Annotated in this window: 18 protein-coding genes; 11 read left to right on the top strand and 7 right to left on the bottom strand. The window is 37.7% G+C overall.

Going from position 1 to position 20,386, the window contains the following annotated elements; all coding sequences use genetic code 11:
* Nucleotides 1-76: 76 nt before the first annotated feature.
* From eno to SJY23_RS01585, 4 genes are all read left to right on the top strand, one after another.
* Nucleotides 77-1,366, top strand: coding sequence for a phosphopyruvate hydratase (gene eno / locus SJY23_RS01600; protein ID WP_035335948.1), 1,290 nt, complete (start codon nucleotides 77-79; stop codon nucleotides 1,364-1,366).
* 736 nt (nucleotides 1,367-2,102) lie between these two features.
* Entirely contained in the window at nucleotides 2,103-3,389 is a 1,287-nt protein-coding gene (locus tag SJY23_RS01595) for a citrate synthase (RefSeq protein ID WP_396597220.1), read from the top strand.
* Between the two features lie 102 nt (nucleotides 3,390-3,491).
* Nucleotides 3,492-3,989, top strand: coding sequence for a GyrI-like domain-containing protein (locus tag SJY23_RS01590; protein ID WP_396597219.1), 498 nt, complete (start codon nucleotides 3,492-3,494; stop codon nucleotides 3,987-3,989).
* 99 nt (nucleotides 3,990-4,088) lie between these two features.
* A complete protein-coding gene (locus SJY23_RS01585; protein ID WP_396597218.1) occupies nucleotides 4,089-5,003 on the top strand; it encodes a dimethylarginine dimethylaminohydrolase family protein in 915 nt (304 codons plus the stop codon).
* A 29-nt stretch (nucleotides 5,004-5,032) separates the two neighbouring features.
* Here the strand turns inward: SJY23_RS01585 and SJY23_RS01580 are convergent, their stop codons facing one another.
* The 3 genes from SJY23_RS01580 to SJY23_RS01570 are packed head-to-tail and all read right to left on the bottom strand — an operon-like array spanning nucleotide 5,033 to nucleotide 8,536.
* Complete coding sequence (locus SJY23_RS01580) at nucleotides 5,033-5,521, bottom strand: MepB family protein (RefSeq protein WP_396597217.1); 489 nt, start codon at nucleotides 5,519-5,521, stop codon at nucleotides 5,033-5,035.
* A 6-nt stretch (nucleotides 5,522-5,527) separates the two neighbouring features.
* Nucleotides 5,528-6,691 carry a formate-dependent phosphoribosylglycinamide formyltransferase gene (purT, locus tag SJY23_RS01575; protein WP_396597216.1) on the bottom strand — a complete coding sequence of 388 codons (1,164 nt, stop codon included), beginning with the start codon at nucleotides 6,689-6,691 and terminating at the stop codon, nucleotides 5,528-5,530.
* Nucleotides 6,692-6,751: 60 nt separating this feature from the next.
* Nucleotides 6,752-8,536: a DUF885 domain-containing protein gene (locus tag SJY23_RS01570; RefSeq protein ID WP_396597215.1), complete on the bottom strand. Its 1,785-nt coding sequence runs from the start codon at nucleotides 8,534-8,536 to the stop codon at nucleotides 6,752-6,754.
* A 218-nt stretch (nucleotides 8,537-8,754) separates the two neighbouring features.
* On the opposite strand from SJY23_RS01570, the gene SJY23_RS01565 reads away from it, so the two are divergent.
* On the top strand, nucleotides 8,755-9,603 hold the full coding sequence (locus SJY23_RS01565) for a carcinine hydrolase/isopenicillin-N N-acyltransferase family protein (protein WP_396597214.1): 849 nt from the start codon (nucleotides 8,755-8,757) through the stop codon (nucleotides 9,601-9,603).
* A 77-nt stretch (nucleotides 9,604-9,680) separates the two neighbouring features.
* Here SJY23_RS01565 and SJY23_RS01560 read toward each other — a convergent pair whose 3' ends face one another.
* Nucleotides 9,681-10,865 (bottom strand): pyridoxal phosphate-dependent aminotransferase, encoded by a 1,185-nt coding sequence (locus SJY23_RS01560; protein WP_396597213.1) that lies wholly within the window; start codon nucleotides 10,863-10,865, stop codon nucleotides 9,681-9,683.
* A 111-nt stretch (nucleotides 10,866-10,976) separates the two neighbouring features.
* Nucleotides 10,977-12,074, bottom strand: a complete 1,098-nt coding sequence (locus SJY23_RS01555) for an acyl-CoA desaturase (RefSeq protein ID WP_299147982.1) — start codon at nucleotides 12,072-12,074, stop codon at nucleotides 10,977-10,979.
* A gap of 201 nt (nucleotides 12,075-12,275) precedes the next feature.
* Here SJY23_RS01555 and rsmG point away from each other — a divergent pair, with 201 nt between their 5' ends.
* From rsmG to dnaG, 5 genes are all read left to right on the top strand, one after another.
* Nucleotides 12,276-12,905 (top strand): 16S rRNA (guanine(527)-N(7))-methyltransferase RsmG, encoded by a 630-nt coding sequence (gene rsmG / locus SJY23_RS01550; protein ID WP_038599649.1) that lies wholly within the window; start codon nucleotides 12,276-12,278, stop codon nucleotides 12,903-12,905.
* 138 nt (nucleotides 12,906-13,043) lie between these two features.
* A complete protein-coding gene (locus SJY23_RS01545; RefSeq protein WP_396597212.1) occupies nucleotides 13,044-13,613 on the top strand; it encodes an RNA polymerase sigma factor in 570 nt (189 codons plus the stop codon).
* Nucleotides 13,597-14,358: a hypothetical protein gene (locus SJY23_RS01540; protein ID WP_396597211.1), complete on the top strand. Its 762-nt coding sequence runs from the start codon at nucleotides 13,597-13,599 to the stop codon at nucleotides 14,356-14,358. Before SJY23_RS01545 ends, SJY23_RS01540 begins: the two co-directional genes overlap by 17 nt.
* A 51-nt stretch (nucleotides 14,359-14,409) precedes the next feature.
* The gene (locus SJY23_RS01535) at nucleotides 14,410-15,573 is read left to right on the top strand and encodes a hypothetical protein (RefSeq protein ID WP_396597210.1); all 1,164 of its coding nucleotides are present in this window, start codon (nucleotides 14,410-14,412) and stop codon (nucleotides 15,571-15,573) included.
* Between the two features lie 196 nt (nucleotides 15,574-15,769).
* On the top strand, nucleotides 15,770-17,752 hold the full coding sequence (gene dnaG / locus SJY23_RS01530) for a DNA primase (RefSeq protein WP_396597209.1): 1,983 nt from the start codon (nucleotides 15,770-15,772) through the stop codon (nucleotides 17,750-17,752).
* On the opposite strand, the gene SJY23_RS01525 is transcribed toward dnaG, so the two are convergent.
* Together SJY23_RS01525 and nadE are read right to left on the bottom strand one after the other, a co-directional pair.
* Nucleotides 17,749-18,387, bottom strand: coding sequence for a response regulator (locus SJY23_RS01525; RefSeq protein ID WP_396597208.1), 639 nt, complete (start codon nucleotides 18,385-18,387; stop codon nucleotides 17,749-17,751). The two genes, dnaG and SJY23_RS01525, sit on opposite strands and share 4 nt — an antisense overlap.
* A 124-nt stretch (nucleotides 18,388-18,511) precedes the next feature.
* Nucleotides 18,512-19,321: an NAD(+) synthase gene (nadE, locus tag SJY23_RS01520; RefSeq protein ID WP_396597207.1), complete on the bottom strand. Its 810-nt coding sequence runs from the start codon at nucleotides 19,319-19,321 to the stop codon at nucleotides 18,512-18,514.
* A gap of 111 nt (nucleotides 19,322-19,432) precedes the next feature.
* On the opposite strand from nadE, the gene gldB reads away from it, so the two are divergent.
* On the top strand, nucleotides 19,433-20,386 hold the full coding sequence (gldB, locus tag SJY23_RS01515; protein WP_396597206.1) for a gliding motility lipoprotein GldB: 954 nt from the start codon (nucleotides 19,433-19,435) through the stop codon (nucleotides 20,384-20,386).

The following is a 20,386-nucleotide window of genomic DNA, read 5'->3' as shown; positions in this document are numbered from 1 at the left end:
CGCGACAAAATAAGTCCAACTTCATAAAATCATCATCAAAATCGTATTTTTACCTAACTAATAAAACAACTATAACATGAGTATTATCATAGAAGTTCACGCAAGGCAAATTTTTGATTCACGAGGAAACCCAACAGTAGAAGTTGATGTAATTACAGAATTAGGTGTTATGGGAAGGGCAGCTGTTCCTTCTGGAGCATCCACTGGTGAACATGAGGCAGTAGAATTACGTGATGGAGGTGATGCTTTTATGGGAAAAGGAGTTTCTAAGGCGGTAGAAAATGTAAATACGTTGATCGCCCCAGAACTACTTGGAGTATCTGTTTTTGAACAAAACGCTATCGATCAACTTATGATTGATCTTGATGGCACTCCTAATAAATCCAAGCTTGGAGCAAATGCCATATTAGGTGTTTCACTAGCTTGTGCAAAAGCTGCAGCTGCCGAGTTAAATATGCCATTATATAGATATATAGGTGGGGTAAGTGCAAATACACTTCCAGTACCTATGATGAATATTATTAATGGAGGGTCGCATAGTGATGCACCTATTGCCTTCCAAGAATTTATGGTAATGCCGGTTAAAGCTAAGAGTTTTAGTCATGCCTTACAGATGGGAACAGAGATTTTTCATAATCTTAAAAAGGTTTTACATGATCGTAATTTAAGTACTGCGGTAGGTGATGAAGGCGGTTTTGCTCCAGCACTGGACGGTACAGAAGATGCGCTAGATAGTGTGAAATTAGCAGTAGAAAAGGCTGGTTATTCTTGGGGAGATGAGATTATGATTGCTCTAGACTGTGCTGCTGCCGAGTTTTATGTAGATGGCAAGTATAACTACGCAAAGTTTGAAGGTGAAGGCGGTAAAATACGTACAAGTGAAGAACAAGCAGATTACCTAGCTGAACTAGCGGCTAAGTATCCTATCATTTCAATAGAAGATGGTATGGATGAAAACGACTGGGAAGGATGGAAGTATCTTACAGATAAGGTAGGTGATAAAGTACAACTTGTAGGTGACGATTTATTTGTAACCAATGTAGAGAGACTTTCTCGTGGTATAAACGAAGGAATTGCAAACTCTATCCTTATTAAGGTAAATCAAATAGGTACTCTTACAGAGACAATCGCGGCTGTAAATATGGCACATAATGCTGGCTATACTTCAGTGATGTCACACAGATCTGGAGAGACAGAAGATAACACCATTGCAGATCTAGCTGTAGCACTTAATTGTGGTCAAATAAAAACTGGTTCTGCTTCAAGATCTGATCGTATGGCTAAGTATAATCAACTTATTCGTATAGAGGAAATGCTTTCTGATACGGCATACTTTCCTGCCATGAATGCTTTTAAGATAAAGTAACAGTTATAAGAATTATATTATTGTAAAAAGCCTTCTCCTGGAGAAGGCTTTTTTATTTTGAATAGTAATGGTTTTTTCAACTTCTTTGTGGCTTATCTTAATACTTTGCATCGTAGAAATATTCTTCAGATAATGATTCTTTAGGATTGTTATAATGATGTCAAGAATTATTTTGAACAGTTTTGTTGTTTTAATTCATAAAAGTAGGGTAATTCTTACCGAATAAGTGCTTGATATGCGTTTAAAAGCATTAATTTTACATTTCCAAACTGTAATCTTTAGAGAGTGATGTTTTGCTTTCGCGAAAGCGGATGTAAAATAAATGTATCTCTTTAAATTATTTACCTAACTCATTCGTTGCATCGTTAGTGAATAAACAAGCAAGTATGATTTTAAGTTGGGTAAGAGCGGGCAGTTACGCTTCAATGTTGTACACTCGCTCTTTTTTTAAATGGATTTTGGAGATATCCAAAATCTAGATTTAAGTTGGGTAAAGGACATGTGCTTAGGTACATGTCCTTTTTTATTGCTGTTTTACCAATTACACTTTCTTATGTTGATAATCACGCTCAGACGAGGTTAGTTGATATTATGTGATTCCTCTAAAATTATCTTGTAAGATTTTAATTAATATTTAACCTTGTATAAGGGCTATATGTTAAAAAATGAGACTTCTTTTTTGTAATTTAGCCTTACTTCAAATAATAGAATAAAAAAAAGAAAAATATAACGATAGATGGCAGATAAAGCAACCCTAACGATAGATGGAAAAAGTTTCGAGTTTCCTATCATTACAGGAACAGAGCAGGAGCAAGCAATAGATATTAAAACATTAAGAGGTGCTACTGGAGGTATTACTACAATTGATCCAGGTTATAAAAATACGGGCTCTTGCCAAAGTGCTATTACCTTTCTTGATGGAGAAAAAGGTATCTTAAGATATAGAGGTTACTCAATAGAAGAACTGGCCGAAAAAGCAGATTTTCTTGAAACTGCTTATCTTTTGATTTTTGGAGAATTACCAACAAAAGAACAACTTGCAAAATTTGATGCAGACATTAAGTCTGAGTCTCACGTAGATGAGGATATGAAGAAAATCTTAGATGGTTTTCCTAAGTCTGCTCACCCTATGGGAGTATTAAGTGCTCTTACATCTGCACTTATTGCATTTAACCCTTCTACGGTAAATGTAGATTCTGAAGAAGAAATGTATAACGCAATTGTAAAGCTACTAGCAAAGTTTCCAGTGCTAGCTGCTTGGGCAATGCGTAAAAAGAAAAGTCAGCCACTAGATTATGGTGATAATTCATTAGGATATGTGGAGAACTTACATAAAATGATGTTCTCAAAGCCTAATCAAGAATACAAGGTTGATAAAGCAGTTATCGATGCAATCGATAAATTATTAATCTTACATGCAGATCACGAGCAAAACTGTTCAACGTCTACAGTACGTATCGTAGGTTCGTCACATGCTGGTTTATTTGCTTCTATCTCTGCAGGTATCTCTGCATTATGGGGTCCTTTACACGGTGGAGCGAACCAAGCAGTTATAGAAATGCTTGAGGCAATAAAGAATGATGGTGGTGACACTAAAAAATATATGGGTAAAGCTAAAGATAAGCAAGATCCTTTCCGTCTTATGGGCTTTGGACATAGGGTGTATAAAAACTTCGATCCACGTGCAAAGATTATTAAAGTAGCTGCAGATGATGTTCTTACACAATTAGGAATTGAAGATCCAGTACTAGATATTGCAAAAGGACTCGAAAAAGAAGCACTTGAAGATCCATATTTTGTAGATCGTAAATTATATCCTAATGTAGATTTTTACTCAGGTATTATTTACAGAGCTCTAGACATTCCAGTAGAAATGTTTACGGTTATGTTTGCTTTAGGTCGTCTTCCAGGGTGGATAGCTCAATGGAGAGAGATGAGATTAGGTAAAGAGCCTATAGGCCGTCCACGTCAGGTTTATACCGGTGAAAACTTAAGAGCTTTCAAAGAAGTTTCTGAGAGATAAAAACTCAATAGTACAATATAAAAGAGCAAGCGTTTAGTTTGCTCTTTTTTTATGCCTCAAAAGCAATAACGTAACTATTTAAAAAATTGTAAATTCACTTTCGTGAAAGATACCAAACACCCATCACCAGTTATTATAGAGCAACCTGCACTTACTCTTGTAGGTTTACAGGCTAAAATGTCTCTGTCTCATAATACTACAATGCAGTTATGGCAAACCTTTGGACCGCTTAGGAAGACTATTCTTAACAAGTCTAATGGAGGGAGTTATAGTGTCCAATGCTATGCAGATGATTTTATGACTACTCCATTTACACCAGAAACCAAGTTTGTAAAATGGGCCGCAGTAGCGGTAACAACCGAAAATGATATTCCAAATCAATTAGAAGTATTAAAAATCCCAAAAGGCAAATGGGCAGTTTTTCCATACAAAGGAACCACACGTGATTTTGGAGCATTTGCTCAATATATCTACAGTCAGTGGTTAACAAATTCTGGGTATCAATTAGATCATAGACCACATTATGAATTTATGCCAGAGGACTACTTAGGACCAAATAATCCACAATCTGAAGAAGAAGTGTGGATACCTATTAAGTAAGCTTTCGCGAAAGCGTAAAAATCACGATGTACTGCGTATATGATAAATTTCATATAGATAGGCATTCTTTTTTTAGCAAAACTGAGTTATCTTTACCTTATGCTTAAACTAAACGTAAAGAACGAAACTTCAAGGCTTAGAGCCGTAATCTTAGGTACTGCCGAAAGTAATGGGCCTACTCCAAAACTTGAGGATGCCTACGACCCAAAATCTGCGCTACATTTAAGAGAAGGAACATATCCTCTAGAGAAAGATATGGTTCCAGAGATGGAAGCTGTAGCAGCAGTTTTTAAAAAGTATGATGTAGAGGTTTATAGGCCAAAGCTTATTAAAGATCTTAATCAGATTTTTACACGTGATATTGGTTTTGTAATAGATGATAAGTTCTTTAAGGCAAATATTCTTCCAGATAGGGAAGAAGAGATAGATGCTATTGAGCACGTTATAAAACAGGTGCCATCTACCCACGTTTTTAGATTACCAGAAGAGGCGCATATAGAAGGAGGGGATGTGATGCTGGTAGATGATCATATTTTTATAGGTACCTATCGTGGTGATGATTATCCAGATTATATCATTGCGCGTACTAATATGCTTGCGGTAGGTATGATTCAAGATTTATTTCCTCGTAAGAAAGTAATGTCTTTTGACCTTAGAAAGTCTAATACAGATCCTTATAATAATGCTTTACATTTAGATTGCTGTTTTCAGCCAGTGGGGAATGGGAAAGCTATACTTCATAAAAATGGCTTTTTACAAGAAAAGGAATACGAGTGGCTGGTAAACTTTTACGGAAAAGAAAATATCTTTGAAATCTCCTCTCAGGAGATGTTTAATATGAATTCAAACATCTTTAGTATCTCTCCAGAAGTTGTTATTTCTGAGCGTAATTTTTCCAGGTTAAACACTTGGCTACGCGATCAAGATATCACTGTAGAGGAGGTTCCTTATGCAGAGATAGCAAAACAAGAAGGCTTATTGCGCTGCAGTACATTACCACTTATAAGAGACTAGAAAATGTAGGCTAATTTTACAGTTTTTACTTAAGTGTAAAGGGGTGTAATAAGGTTTATATCAATCACTTTTTTGGCTTCATAAAAATAATCTAGTTGCCATTTTTGGGTCTTTAGTGCTAGTTTGTTGTTTGGTGTATCCCATGCTGGATATACCCTAAAGCCTCGTTTCCCTTCTCTAGTTTGGGTTGAGATGATTCCCTTTTTAATAAGTGTTGACTTTGGAAATACAAACTGACCTAATTTTTTTTCTGATTTTACGTTTACTACATAAAAGTCAATAATATCACTTTCGTGAAAAGGTGAAATCTCTCCGCTTTCTGATCTTTTCCAGAACGTTACAAATTGACCTACTTTTTTAGGCGTTACTTTTGCATCTCTACATATGATGTCAAAGCCCGCTATTTTGAAAGTACATGCACCGTAAACTTTGCCCTCCAGCTCATCTTTGTAATTTGAAATAATAAGCGAGCATTTGTCATAAATGCTCGCTTTAATCTGTTGCAGATTAGAAGTCATTGTTTGTTAAATTACAGTAACCTTGGCAGCAAGCTCTTTTGCTCTCGATACAACCTCGGTAATATCTCCATTAAGGTTATCGTAGGTTACCACAACTCCCATACGCCTGTATGGGCGAGAAGTAGGTTTTCCGAAGAGCCTAAAATCGCTTTTTGGCGCGGTGGCTAGTTCATTAATCCCTGTAAATCCTGGATTGTCAGAATTCTCGGTTGCCAGAATTACAGCACTCGCACCTATACGTTCTTGAGTAATTTCTTTTATCGGAAGTCCTAGCACGGCTCTTAGGTGCAGTTCAAACTCATTATAATTTTGCGTGTTTGCAAGCGTTACCATACCTGTGTCGTGTGGGCGTGGAGAAAGCTCAGAAAAGTACACACCGTCATCTCCTACAAAGAACTCAACACCCCATAAACCAGCTCCGCCTAATGCAGCGGTAACTTGAGCCGCCATTTCTTGAGCGGTTTTAAGATGGGCATCTTCCATAGTAGCGGGTTGCCAACTTTCTTGATAATCACCACGTTCTTGACGGTGACCTACAGGTGGGCAAAATAATGTCTCACCATCTCTCTGCGTTACAGTAAGTAGTGTAATCTCATAATTAAAGTTTACAAAAGCTTCTACAATCACCTCTGCAACATCACCACGAGAGCCTTCTTGAGAGTACTCCCACGCTCGTTGTATGTCGTTTGGTGTTTTGATAGTAGATTGTCCTTTTCCGCTAGAAGACATTAGGGGTTTTACCACACAAGGAATCCCTACTTCCTTTACCGCTTTTTGCAGCTCTTGAGCAGAGGTTGCATAGCGATAATTTGCAGTTTTTAAGCCAAGGTCTTTTGCAGCAAGATCGCGTATAGACTTGCGATTCATTGTGAAGTTTGCAGCTTTTGCACTTGGAATCACAGTGTATCCTTGCTTCTCATATTCATAAAAACGCTCGGTGCGTATGGCCTCTATTTCTGGAACGATGTAGTCTGGCTTATGCTTCTCTACTAGTTTATCTAGCGCCTCTCCATCAAGCATATTTATCACTTCGCGACCATCTGCTACTTGCATAGCAGGAGCATTATCATAACTATCTACAGCAATTACGGTCTGACCTAGTCGTTGTGCAGCTATGACAAATTCCTTTCCTAGTTCTCCTGAACCTAGTAATACTATTTTTTTATTCATAATGTTTTGCTTTCGCACTTCGGCAAGCTCAGTATAAACTTCACTTGCGTGAAAACGGTATTATTTACTTTCTTCTATCCAACCATTAATTTTTTCCTCAAGTAGCGCAAGAGGGATACATCCTGTCTCGAGTACTTCTTTATGAAAATCTCGTATGTCAAATTTATCACCTAGCTCCTGAGTTGCTTTTTCTCTAAGTTCTCTAATCTTAAGTTGGCCTATTTTATAAGAAAGCGCTTGTCCCGGATTTGCCATATAGCGCTCAATTTCTGATGTAATGCCTGCTTCACTTTCGGCTTCATTTTCTAGGCAGTATGCGATTGCTTTCTCACGGCTCCATCCTTTGGTGTGGATTCCTGTATCTACTACAAGTCTAACTGCTCGGTGCATTTCGGCTCCTAGTGTTCCAAAGTATTGGTATGGGTCTGTATAAAGTCCTAACTCTTTACCAAGCGACTCTGTATATAATGCCCAGCCCTCACCATAAGCACTGTACCATAAAGTTTTTCTAAACTGTGGTAGTGTCTCACTTTCTTGCGTAAGTGACACTTGGAAGTGGTGACCTGGTATAGCCTCGTGTAAAAATAAAGACTCGTCTGAGTATATATTATAGGTAGTTGCGTCTGGTATAGGTGTGTAGAAAATACCTGGTCGAGTACCATCTAGTGATCCTGGGTTATACTCTGCACTTGCAGATTTTTCACGGAAAGCTTCTGTCTGTCTTACTTCAAAAGCTGTTTTAGGTTGTAAGCTAAAGAGCTGGTCTACCTGCGGCTTTATAGTCTCGTGCATTGCATTAAAGTTTGCAATAATCTCTTCTGGAGTACTGTACGGCATTAGCTTTTTGTTAGTGCGTACATCGTCAAAAAATGCTTTAAGATCTCCTTTAAAACCTACTTGCTCCTTTACTTTTTCCATTTCCTTGCGTATACGAGCTACCTCACTTAGACCAAGCTGGTGTATCTCGTCTGCGCTCATAGTAGTAGTGGTATATAATTTTATAGCATAGTCATAATACTCACTTCCTTGTGGTAAATCACTATAACCAGAGCTATCACGTCCAGCCGCTAGATATTCGTTTTGTAAGAAGTCACGCATCTTTGCATAAGCAGGGATTACTTTACCTTCTATCATATTTTTATAATCTGTGCGTATGATATTCTGGTCTTCTTCGGTTATTCCATCAGGAAAATTTGCGACAGGCTTATAAAAAAGGTGATTCTCTATGGTAGGCTCTGTCATAGCGTCCATTTGTGGGATGATTTTCTTAATAAGTGATTTAGGAAGTACATACCCTTCTGTCATACCCTTGCGCATATTTGTTTCTGAGCTGTTGAGCCACACTAGGTACTCATCTACGCGTTGTTGCCAGTTGCGGTAATCTTCTACAGTGTTAAAAGGTTGTGCACTCGCTCCACTTGCAAGCTGGCCAAACATAAGATGAGGTGACCACATCTGGTCTATAGGTGTGAGGTCTTTTTTAAACTCCATACCCTCTAGATTGATAGCAATATCCCAGAGCAATACCTCCTTACTCATCTTCTCCGTGTCTGTGAGATCACTGTCGTTAAACTGCTGTATAGAGTCGCGGTAAGATGTATAATAAGTTTTTACTGCATCCTTATGAGATTGAGATAATGCATCTGGAAATTTATCATTATACCTATTATTACCAGACATTGTTGCATTAAGCGGATTAAGCTTTAGGCCGTCTTCATAATAGTTATCTAGCACATTGTTAAATGCCAGAGATGTATCTCCTGTGCTAGCTGTTTCTGTGGTAGCGTCGTTTTTACAAGCTATAAGGCTTAGAGCCATCATTCCTGCAAGTAGCGTTTTTTTCATAAGTCGAGTCGTATTAATTCTCACAGTATTTTACTACTGATCGTGGTTTTTGTGGGTTTTTACGCTTTCGCGAAAGCGAGATTACTCATTTTAAAAATTACTCTACTAAGATACCTATAAGTACATAAATTATGAGGTAATAACTTGCTTGTTAAACTTGGTGTGTATGTGATTTTTGTTGCATCTTTAAGGAAGTCAGGTTCTTAAAGCTGTAAATTATGATTCATCTCTTGACAAAGAAAGTGAGCAACACCTCTAGAAAGTGGTTATTAACGCTATGTTTAATTGCTGCTTGTGCTAGTTCTATGTATGCGTGTTCTATTTTGTATTATGTAGATAAAGAAACGGGTACTATTTATGCCGTAAATAATGAAGACTTCTGGCTTGATACCGATGCTTATATAAAGATAGAAAAAGCGACTTCAAAAAAGCTAGCTAGATTATGGTATGGCTGGGATAATTTTGCTCAGGGAGGTATAAATAGCGCAGGATTATTTTTTGACGTAGCGGTGACGCCAGAACAAAAAATGCCAGAAGGGTATGGCTGGGCAAAAGGTAACATAGGAGATGATTTACTGGCAAACGCAAGTACAGTAGCGGAAGCGCTTGCCTGGATAGAGGAGCAAAAACTCGCCGTGCATCAGAGTCATTTTTTAATAGGTGATGCCACCGGTAATGCAGTTATTGTAGAGTGGATAGACGGCAAGAAACATATCATACCTATGGAGGGCAACACGCTAGTAGCAACAAATTTTTTAGTAAATGCTCCAGAAGACGGCGGCTTCCCTTGCCACAGATATCAATCTATAAACTCACGCGTAGATGAGCTAGAACGTAGTGGAGAAGGCATCACCTTAAAATCTGTGGGGCAAACGATGGCTGGAGCAGTGCAACCAGCTGCAGACTGGGGTGAAGGTAGAATGGGAGGGACGCTCTACACTACCTTTTTTGATATTACAGCGATGCAAATGGTTATGGTGCCAAAACTAGATGGAAGCAAAATGATGCGTATAGATCTCAAAAAAGAATTTGCACTTAACAAAAAACGAAAAATCGATATGGATTAACTCCATTACAAATGAAAAAACCCGCTAAGAGATTAGCGGGTTTTGTTTTGCTTTCGCGAAAGCGTAATATATAAGGTCTATGAAACAGCAGCTTTAATCTGCTTCATTGCGTCTTTAATGTTGTCTACACTCGCTGCATAAGATATACGTATACAATCTGGGTTTCCAAATGCTTCACCTGTAACCGTAGCAACATTTGCCGCTTCAAGAAGGTAAAGAGAAAAATCTGTTGCGTTTTCTATTTTTTGACCTCCTAGCGTTTTTCCAAAATAGTGTGAGATATTTGGAAATACGTAAAACGCACCTTCTGGCTCGTTACATTTAAAGCCTTCAATATCATTGAGTAAGTCCAGTATTAAGGTACGACGACTTTTAAACTCATCAATCATATATTGTACTTTACTTACTGGAGCCTCAAGAGCCGTAATTACTGCACGTTGTGCAATACAGTTTGTACCACTAGTAATCTGTCCCTGCATCTTGTTACAAGCGCGCGCAATATATTCTGGACCTCCTATGTAACCTACACGCCACCCCGTCATTGCAAATGCTTTTGAAACACCATTTACAGTTACCGTACGGTCATACATATCTGGAAACTGTGCCATACTTGCGTGATCTCCCACATAATTAATGTGTTCATAAATCTCGTCACTTACTACTATAATTTGTGGGTGCTTTGCAAGTACATCTGCCAGAGCGCGTAGCTCTTCTTTACTGTATATTGATCCAGATGGATTACAAGGAGAGCTATACCAAAGCATCTTTGTCTTTGGCGTGATAGCTTCTTCTAGCTGCTCTGGTGTCATTTTAAAATCTGTATCTATTGAGGTTTTTACCTCTACTGGTACACCTTCGGCTATTTTTACAATGTCTGAGTAGCTCACCCAGTAAGGGCAAGGTAATATTACCTCGTCACCTGGGTCAAGGCATACAAGTGCAATATTTGCAAGTGACTGCTTTGCACCTGTAGAAACCACAATTTGTGGGAGGGTGTAATCCAGATTATTATCTCTTTTAAATTTTGTGATAATCGCCTCTTTTAACTCTACATAACCATCTACCGGTGTGTACGAATTGTAATTATCATTTACTGCTTGAATTGCAGCATCTTTAATAAAGTCTGGAGTATTAAAATCTGGTTCTCCTAGACTAAGACCTATGATGTCTTTTCCTTCTGCTCTTAATTCGCGAGCCTTTGCAGCCATTGCAAGAGTTGCAGAGGTTGCCATATTTGTAACGCGGGTAGATAAATTCTTCATACGAGGCGCATTCTTTATTTAGTTGATAAAAGATTGTAGTGCAAGGTAACTAAAAACGCCAAATCCTTATGGGATTTGGCGTTTGATATTTTCTTAAAAATTTAACCACTTCTATGCAGAAATCGCAGGTTTCATACCCATCTCACGTAAGTGACTAAAGTGAGCGATAAGTGCCTTTCTAGTAGTTTTATACTCGTGGTAAGGTAAATTAAACTCTTGTGCTGTCTCCTTTACAATTTTACTAATCTTAGTATAGTGTACGTGGCTTATGTGGGGGAAGATGTGGTGCTCCACCTGGTGGTTTAATCCTCCAGAAAACCAGTTCATCACCTTATTTTTAGTTGAGAAGTTTACAGTAGTAAATAGCTGGTGTATCGCCCAAGTATTTTTCATAGTTCCTGTCTCATCTGGTAGCGGCATATGTGCATCTTCTACCATATGCGCAAGCTGGAAAATAATACTCAAAATAAGACCTGCCGTATAGTGCATAATAAAGAAGCCTATTAAAATTTTCCACCAAGCAAGATCAATAAATACAAGAGGTATAACAATCCACATTGCGATGTATATCGCTTTTGTAATAAGTAGTGTGCTCCACTGCTTTGCAGGGCTCTGTAGTTTTCCGTAAGATAATTTACGTTTCATATAACGTTTCATCTGGAAGAAATCTGTAGTAAGTGCCCAGTTAAAGGTAAGTAGACCATATAAAAACACCGAGTAGTAGTGCTGGAACTTATGTGCCCAGTGCCATTTTCCGTGTTTTGAAAAACGTAACACGCGACCAGCCTCCATATCTTCATCGTGACCGTGTATGTTAGTATACGTGTGGTGAAGCACGTTGTGTTGTACTTGCCAGTTATAAACATTACCAGCTAGTATGTAAATACTGCTTCCCATTAATTTATTTACCCATTTTTTACTAGAAAATGAACCGTGATTACCATCGTGCATCACATTCATCCCTATACCAGCCATACCCACACCCATAACAATGGTAAGGACAATCTGAAGCCAGGTAGGCATATCTAGCGTTAAAAATAAAAAGTAAGGAACTAAGTAAATGGCAAACATAATGATTGCCTTTAGGTACAATTTCCAGTTACCTGTGCGTTTTATATTATTCTCTTTAAAGTAGTTGTTTACACGTTTATTTAAAGTTCTGAAGAACTTTGCAGAGTCCGTGCGAGAAAATTTTATAGTAGTCTCCATAATATAATAATTACTCTCATAGCGCTACAATAGCTGTTTTATTGTAGTGTTGTTGAGGTTTTTGATTCCGCTTTCGCGAAAAAAAATAATCTTCTTTTAATAGCTTGGTAAAAGTAATGCATAATATAGGCTACATCTATGAACCTGCGTTAAAATAATAGCGGGTATTATGGTACTTTTACACCGTTAATATACTAAATAATGGATATCATATTAAAATATTTTCCAGATCTAACGGATACTCAGATCGAGCAGTTCTCAAAACTGAAAGATTTATATCAAGATTGGAATCTCAAAATCAATGTAGTAAGCCGTAAAGATATAGATGAGATTTACTTACGTCACGTACTGCATTCACTAGGTATAGCAAAAGTTCAAACCTTTAATCCAGGTGCCAGTATAATGGATGTAGGTACGGGAGGAGGCTTTCCTGGAGTACCACTTGCCATACTACACCCAGAAGTAAATTTTCACCTTGTAGATAGCATAGGTAAAAAGATAAAAGTAGTAAACGAGGTGGTAGAGGGCCTAGGTATCACAAATGTAAAAACTACAAACGACCGAGTAGAAAATGTACCTGGTCAGTATGATTTTATTGTGTCTAGAGCGGTAGCCCAAATGGAAACATTTGTAAGATGGGTGCGCGGGCACATTGCAAAAAAATCTAACCACGAACTCAAAAACGGAATTTTATACCTCAAAGGAGGAGACCTCACAGAAGAACTTAAAAAGTATACCACCACTACTATTTATGATCTTCCCACATTCTTTGAAGAAGATTTCTTTGAAACAAAAAAGGTCGTTCACTTACCTATGAAGTATAAAGGATAAGCTATAAAACAGACCTTTATGTACAAATCCAAATTTCTAATTACACTACGGTAAGAAGAAATTTGGATTTTTTTTTGCCTTGAGGCAACCTTTTTTAAAAACGATGCGTCTTTATAAATAGAAACCCAAACATCAGGTATGAAAGTCATACAATTTAATAACGAGCGACAACTCATAAAAAAAGCCATTAAAGGTAATAGAGATGCACAGCGCAAACTCTATGATGAGCACTCGCCTAAAATGCTGAGCATCTGTCGTTATTATATAAGAGATGTACATCAAGCCGAAGAGGCAATGTGCAACGGTTTCTTAAAAGTATTTACAAAGCTAGACACCTACGGAGGTAACGGGAATTTTGAAGGGTGGATACGCAAGATTATGGTACGAGAAAGCATCTCATACCTAAGAGCAATAAAGAAGTTATATTTCTCAGAAGATGGTGTGGTAGAAAATAATGATGCTATAAATAACATACAGACAGATCTTGAAGTGGCGCATATACAATCACTCATAGACGACCTGCCAGAAGGATATCGAGTCGTATTTGTAATGTATGCCATAGAGGGGTATAAGCACAGAGAGATAGCAAAAGCACTAGGTATAAGTGAGAGCACTTCAAAAAGCCAATTGTTTAAAGCGAGAAAGCAGTTACAAGCAGCGGTAAAAAAAGAATTAATAAATAACGGTAGAGATGAACTTAGAGGATAATTTTAAAGATAAGCTAGAGAGACGTCGTCTCGAGCCTACCGCATCTGCCTGGGATCGTATAGAGGGCAAGCTAGATGCTAGTCAGGGCAAGAAAAAAAGTAAAATAGTTTTATGGATGGGTATCGCGGCAAGCTTTATTGCAGGCGTGTTTATCACAGCACTTATTTACAACACGAGTGTGGTAGATGAACAAACACCTTATGTAGAAAATCAACCAGTAGAGGTGATAGATGAGATAGCACCAGAACAAATAAGTGATAAGCCTAGTGAAATCATACTAACAGATGCAACAACAAATAATGTAGAATCACAAAAATCTGTTACGTCACCCAAGAACAATACTGCTGCAAAGAAGAAAAGAACAAATCCTACTAAAAGTAAGTATCGCCCATACAGCAATGCTAATACTATAAACTCACAAGTAGAAGAAGCTGTAGCCACTTCTATTATGAAAGAGGCAGCGATAAAATCTACTATAAATGCTGTTGTAGATGTAAATCCTGATGAAGTAAAAACAAGCGAAGAGTTACTAGATGATGAGGTAGAAAACCTACTCAAAGCTGCCCAGCAAAATATCAATAAACAACCAGTGTATGCACAGCCACAACGAGTGGTAGACGCAAACGAGTTATTACTAGACGCCGAAGCTGAGGTAGACCCAGACTCCTTTAAAGATAGAATGTTCCGCACGCTCAAAAAAGAATTTAATAGAGCCGTAGAAGCAGTTGCAAATAAAGATAATTAAGAAAATTCATCAATAACGCGCCATCATCGAGCGCACAAAACACAAACAATTATGAAGTCAATTATTAAAATTGCCCTAGCGGCAACAGTGATCATCTTTGCCCAAAATGTGCATGCGCAAGACACAGAATCCCCTGTGGAGACAGAAAAAGAGCAGAAAATACGTGAGATGAAAGAATGGAAAGCAGAATATGACAAAGAACATGCTGAGGAAAATGAGCAAAAAAAACATGAGCAAATTACCGCTTTAAATAAACGAAAAGAAGATGTCATAAAAAGTTGGAAAGAAGCTTTGAAAGTGAGAATAGAGGCAGGAAATAGGTTAAGGGATAGCGGGTTTTACACTCAGGAAGAATTAGAAACAAGCAAGAAAAAAGCAGCAGAAGAAGTTGCTCTTAATATTGAAAACGAATTAGCAATTATTAATAATCAAATAGAATTAGTAAAGCGTACCGGTCACATTAATTCTTTATACGGAACTTCGGTTGAGATAGGATTAGGAGGTATGGACCAAGATGGAAATAGGGTTTTAGGGGTTGCTGTAAATAGGAATAGACCTGGAGTAACAAATTATGACAGACGTACCTATGGAGAAACCGTTTTTGCAATGGGTCTTAATAATGCGATAAGTGATAATGCAGATATAGGTGATGACTTTTCTATAGGTAAATCTACGTTTGTGGAGTTAGGGTACGCTTGGAAAACGAGAGTTTTTGAAAATTCTGGAGCACTACAATTTAAGTACGGACTCTCCTTACAAAGCAATTTCTTATCGATTAAGGACAACAGAACTTTAGAAAGCGTAGATGGAGAAAATACTTTTCAAGAATTTCCATTTGACCTTAAGAAAGCAAAAATCAGAGTGACAAATCTTGTGGTGCCGTTGCATTTTGAATTTGGAGGATGGAAGAAAGAACAGAAGGAAGATTATGTGCGTTACAGAACGGGTGGCAAATTTAGAATGGGAATAGGTGGATATGCAGGGGTGCGCTTGGGAACTCAGCAGAAATTGAAATACAAAGAAAATGGCGATCGTGTAAAAACAAAGTCGCGTCAAGACTACGACGGTGATAACCTAGTTTACGGGCTGTCAAGTTACATAAGAGTGACAGGAGATTTGAGCTTGTATGCAAAATACGATTTGAGTTCGGCGTTTAAAACGGTAGAGCTAGGAGAGGTAAATAATATTTCTCTTGGATTGCGATTAGACTTATAGGTTTGTTGTTACGCTTTCGCGAAAGCGTGATTAAAAAAATAATAGCTCAGATATGTAAAATGTCTGGGCTATTTCTATTTATATGTGATTCTATTTTATAAAAACGCTCTTGTGTATTATATTGAAAACTGTTGTAATTTGAAGTACTTTTGCAGGCTACCAAAAGTTATTGTAACATAATCACGACAAGCTAGATTTGATATCAAAAGAAACCATAGACAAAGTTTTTGAAACCGCCCGTGTAGAGGAGGTGATAGGGGATTTTGTAAATCTTAAAAAATCTGGATCTAATTTTAAAGGCCTCTCTCCATTTTCTGATGAGCGTACGCCTAGTTTTATGGTGAGTCCTGTAAAGCAAATTTGGAAAGATTTTTCTACTGGTAAAGGAGGTTCGGCGGTTTCATTTTTGATGGAACACGAGCACTTTAGCTATCCAGAAGCGATAAAATACCTAGCCAAAAAGTACAACATTGAAGTAGAAGAAACAGAGCGCACAGATGAGCAAAAGGAAGCAGCAAATGAGCGTGAGAGTATGTATCTCGTGAGTGAGTATGCTCGTGATTACTTCCATAAAACGATGCTCAATTCTGAGCAGGGTAAGGCTATAGGTCTTTCATATTTTAAAGAACGCGGGTTTACTGCAGCGACTATTGAAAAATTTCAGCTAGGATATAATCCAGATCAATGGGATGCTTTTACGAGTGAGGCAATACGTCAAGGTTACAAACTAGATTACTTAGAAAAAACCGGACTCTCTATAGTTAAGGAGGAGAAGCAATTTGACCGTTTTAAAGGGCGTGTGATGTTTCCTATACACTCTATGAGTGGTCGTGTGCTAGGTTTTGGAGGTAGAATATTAGATAGTAGTAAGAAAGCAGCAAAGTATCTCAACTCTCCGGAGAGTGATATTTACCATAAGAGTAAAGTGCTGTATGGTATTTACTATGCAAAACAAGCTATTGCAAAGGAGGATAACTGTTACCTAGTAGAAGGGTATACAGATGTGATACAAATGTTTCAGTCGGGTATTGAGAATGTAGTTTCGTCTTCTGGAACGGCACTTACTCCAGAGCAAATACGATTAATCAATAGACTTACTAAAAATATAACGGTCCTCTTTGATGGTGATGCTGCTGGACAGCGTGCAGCACTACGAGGGATTGATTTAATTCTCGAGCAGGGAATGAATGTGAGGGTTTGCTCTTTTCCTGAGAGGGAAGATCCAGACTCATTTTCGCGAAAGCATAGTAAAGAAGAAATCGTTGCTTTTTTTGATGAAAATGCAAAAGACTTTATACAGTACAAAGCAAATCTGCTTGTAGAAGAAGCGGCTGGTGATCCTGTAAAAAAAGCAGATACTGTGCGTGATATGGTAGAGAGTATTTCTAAAATACCTGACGCCATAAAGCAAGAAATTTATGTGCAAGAGTGCGCGCGCATAATGGAGGTCTCTGAGACTGTGTTGTATAATACGCTTGCTCAAATACTTAAGAAAGATAAAAAGGAAACTGTAAAACAAAATAGGGGTAATCAACCTCAATCACCACCACCAGAATATATGTCTGTGGTGCCAGATGAGATGCCTAATGCTGTTGAGAAAGTTAATGTGTTATATGAGCTTGAGCGCAAGCTTATAGAGTCATTACTTTTATATGGTCAGGTAGAAGAAGATTTTGAAGATCTGGTTCTCAAAGAGAATGAGGATGGTAGTCTTGAGCTGGAGCCTATAGTGCATAAAGCTAGAGTTTTTGAGAAAATCTATCTGGATCTGCAAGATGATGAGGTGGAGTTTACAAATGACCTCTTTAAGGTGCTCTATGGTAAAATAGTGGAGCAGATGCATCTAGATACTAACTTCCAAGTTCAGAATTTTATCAATGAACTCGCTCCAGAAGAAGCTAGTGAGATTTCAAATATTATTCTCAATGATGAGAAGTATGAACTTCATCGCTGGGATACACGGGAGGTTTATGTGCGCAAGAAGGATACTTCTGTAGGTCAGTTTGTAACAGAGACAGTATTGAGTCTCAGAAAATATCTTATCACAGAAAAGATAAAAGAGTTAATGAATCAAACCAAGGATAGTGTTGACAACAAAGAAATCATTAAAGATATTCTAGATTATCAATCTCTCAATACATTACTAGGTAATAAACTAGGAAGAGTATTATCTGTCTAAACGTGACTGCTCTGTAATAATCTTGCGTGCTTTATGAGCTCAGCAACATTTTGTGCTTCTAGCTTCTTAAGAAGTCTCATTTTATACGTACTTACTGTCTTCTCATTAATGTCTAGCTCTGCTGCAATTTCTTTATTGCGCTTTCCATTAGATAATAAATTTAATACTTCTATCTCTCGACTAGAGAGTTTTTTGTATTTAAATGCTAGTCCTTGAGTTGCGTTACCGTCACTCACTAGTCTCTGACTAAGTGCTTCGTTGAGGTAAATTCCTCCTCGCTGTACTTGGTTTATCGCATTAAGAACGCGCTGTATGGAAGCGGTTTTTGCAACATATCCAGAAGCCCCATATTTTATAGCACTTAAAGCATACATCTCTTCTGGATGACAGCTTAATACTAATATCTTGATGTGAGGAAATTCTCTTTTTATGGCCTTTAGCGCGGTAATACTATTAAGGTTAGGAATGTCTATCTCGAGAATGAGAATGTCAATCTCTGTAGTAGTCAGTATGTTAAGGAGGTCATTACCATCATTAACATATCCGATAACTTCATAGTTTCCCTCCGCGAGAAGTATGGAAGAAATTCCTTTACGCGTTATTGGGTGGTGGTCTGCTATTAAAACTTTGTTCATTAGTTATTTTGTTTAACAAGTAATGAAACAAGTGATTGAGGGGTAGTACTTGTTTGTTTGCACTGCAAAGTACGCTCAATTGTTTATAGTTTTAACCTTTTTGATGATTTATTCGTTAAAATACCTACTTTTTTAGGTTAACGGGGATGTTGCAGACTGGTATTGGGTTCATTTTGTGCAAATTGGCGGTGTTTAATCGCTTATAAAGGTCAAAAACTCGTCTTTGTTCTGGAGTGAAATCTTCAACAGTTTTGTTATTTTCTCCACTTTTAATTAACTCATCTTGGTGCATTGCCCATTCAAGTTGATCATATGTAGCACCTATTTGATCTTCATCTGTGCGGTCATCTCCCCATAGTCCATCTGTAGGGGCTGCATTTTGAATACTTTCTGGAACACCAACAGCTGCTGCAAGCTCAAACACTTCAGATTTCATAAGATCTGCAATAGGGCTTAAATCTACACCTCCATCACCGTATTTAGTATAAAAGCCTACACCAAAGTCTTCTACTTTGTTACCTGTACCAGCGACAAGGTATTTGTGAAGCCCTGCAAAATAATATAAAGTACTCATACGCAGTCTAGCTCTAGTATTTGCTAGACTTAGATTAAGCTGCTCGCTCATCTCTACTGTAGGTACAGCCTTTTTCATTTGCTCAAAGGTGTCGGTAAGGTTAACCTCTACGTCTGTAACGTTTGCAAATCGTTCCTTAAGTTGTTTAATGTGTTCTTTTGCGCGTGTCACTTGACGCTCATCCTGATGTATAGGCATCTCTACACAAAGTACTCGTAGTCCAGTTTTTGCACATAACGTTGAGGTAAGTGCGCTATCTATACCGCCACTTATACCCACTACAAAGCCGTTCATTCTCGCATTAGTTGCATATTCTTTTAGCCAGTTTACGATGTGTTCTACTACTTTGTCAGTTTGCATAGGTTGCTGTATTTTGAAGTGCTTTAAATTGGTACTTTTGTATGCTTAAATGTATGAAATATACGCTTTAAGAAAAAGACTCGTTTTCTTGAATATAAAGATACAAACTCTATGAATAAAATGCTTATAATTCTGTCATTGCTAGTGTTTATTGCTGGTTGTGCAGAGGATACCAAAACCCCACCAGAAATTAAGGCCATGTCTGTAGATATGGAGGTGAGAAGATTTGATCAATTATTTGCGGCTGCTTCAAAAGAAGATCTTGCACCTTTAAGGGCAGAATTCCCATACTTGTTTTCAAAAAAATTCCCTGACGAATATTGGGCGCAGCGTTTTACAGACACCATACAGCAAGAAATTAATGAAGAAATTAAAAAAGTCTTCCCAGATTTTGATGCAGAAGAAGCGTCTATTGAAAATCTTTTTCGTCATATTAAGTATTACTTTCCAGAAACTACGGTGCCTAAAATTGTCACCCTAACGACAGAAGTGGATTATAGGAATAAAGTAGTGCTCGCAGATAGTCTTTTGTTAATAGGATTAGATACGTACTTAGGTCAAGATCATCATTTTTATACAGGTATTCCAAAATTTCAAAGCAAAAACTTTAGAACAGAGCAGATGCCTGTAGATATAGCAGCTGCTTTTGCAAAAACTAAAACCAATAGACTGCGTCAAAAAGATTTTCTATCTGAAATTATACACGAAGGTAAAAAGCTTTACCTCATGCAGTTGTTGCTTAGTGAGACACCTGCACACGAAATCTTGGGATATACTCCTCAAGAATTGTTATTTGCACAAGAGAATGAAAAGAATATGTGGGAGTTCTTTGTAAAAAACGAACTGCTGTATAGTACGGATAGAAAGCTGCTTAGTCGTTTTGTGAATCCAGCACCTTTCTCAAAATTTTATCACTCTTTTGATAATGAGACGCCTGGCCGAGTGGGTAGGTATATAGGTTTTGAGATTGTAAAATCATATATGGATAAGAACGATGTATCGCTCAAATTCTTACTGAATCAAGATGCAACTACTATCTTTGCAAACGCAAAATACAAACCTTAA

It is taken from the genome of Dokdonia sp. R86516 (assembly GCF_044596715.1).
Lineage (GTDB): Bacteria > Bacteroidota > Bacteroidia > Flavobacteriales > Flavobacteriaceae > Dokdonia.
The sequence above is the reverse complement of the archived record's forward strand: the minus strand, read 5'-3'. Positions and strand labels throughout refer to the sequence as shown.

What these genes read in the sequence shown, in the direction of transcription:
- SJY23_RS01570 (WP_396597215.1), bottom strand. Translation starts at nt 8,536, where the DNA reads ATGAAAAAAACGCTACTTGCAGGAATGATGGCTCTAAGCCTTATAGCT.
- SJY23_RS01595 (WP_396597220.1), top strand. Translation starts at nt 2,103, where the DNA reads ATGGCAGATAAAGCAACCCTAACGATAGATGGAAAAAGTTTCGAGTTT.
- eno (WP_035335948.1), top strand. Translation starts at nt 77, where the DNA reads ATGAGTATTATCATAGAAGTTCACGCAAGGCAAATTTTTGATTCACGA.
- SJY23_RS01565 (WP_396597214.1), top strand. Translation starts at nt 8,755, where the DNA reads ATGATTCATCTCTTGACAAAGAAAGTGAGCAACACCTCTAGAAAGTGG.
- SJY23_RS01560 (WP_396597213.1), bottom strand. Translation starts at nt 10,865, where the DNA reads ATGAAGAATTTATCTACCCGCGTTACAAATATGGCAACCTCTGCAACT.
- gldB (WP_396597206.1), top strand. Translation starts at nt 19,433, where the DNA reads ATGAATAAAATGCTTATAATTCTGTCATTGCTAGTGTTTATTGCTGGT.
- SJY23_RS01545 (WP_396597212.1), top strand. Translation starts at nt 13,044, where the DNA reads ATGAAAGTCATACAATTTAATAACGAGCGACAACTCATAAAAAAAGCC.
- SJY23_RS01555 (WP_299147982.1), bottom strand. Translation starts at nt 12,074, where the DNA reads ATGGAGACTACTATAAAATTTTCTCGCACGGACTCTGCAAAGTTCTTC.
- SJY23_RS01525 (WP_396597208.1), bottom strand. Translation starts at nt 18,387, where the DNA reads ATGAACAAAGTTTTAATAGCAGACCACCACCCAATAACGCGTAAAGGA.
- SJY23_RS01585 (WP_396597218.1), top strand. Translation starts at nt 4,089, where the DNA reads ATGCTTAAACTAAACGTAAAGAACGAAACTTCAAGGCTTAGAGCCGTA.
- SJY23_RS01535 (WP_396597210.1), top strand. Translation starts at nt 14,410, where the DNA reads ATGAAGTCAATTATTAAAATTGCCCTAGCGGCAACAGTGATCATCTTT.
- SJY23_RS01580 (WP_396597217.1), bottom strand. Translation starts at nt 5,521, where the DNA reads ATGACTTCTAATCTGCAACAGATTAAAGCGAGCATTTATGACAAATGC.
- nadE (WP_396597207.1), bottom strand. Translation starts at nt 19,321, where the DNA reads ATGCAAACTGACAAAGTAGTAGAACACATCGTAAACTGGCTAAAAGAA.
- rsmG (WP_038599649.1), top strand. Translation starts at nt 12,276, where the DNA reads ATGGATATCATATTAAAATATTTTCCAGATCTAACGGATACTCAGATC.
- SJY23_RS01540 (WP_396597211.1), top strand. Translation starts at nt 13,597, where the DNA reads ATGAACTTAGAGGATAATTTTAAAGATAAGCTAGAGAGACGTCGTCTC.
- purT (WP_396597216.1), bottom strand. Translation starts at nt 6,691, where the DNA reads ATGAATAAAAAAATAGTATTACTAGGTTCAGGAGAACTAGGAAAGGAA.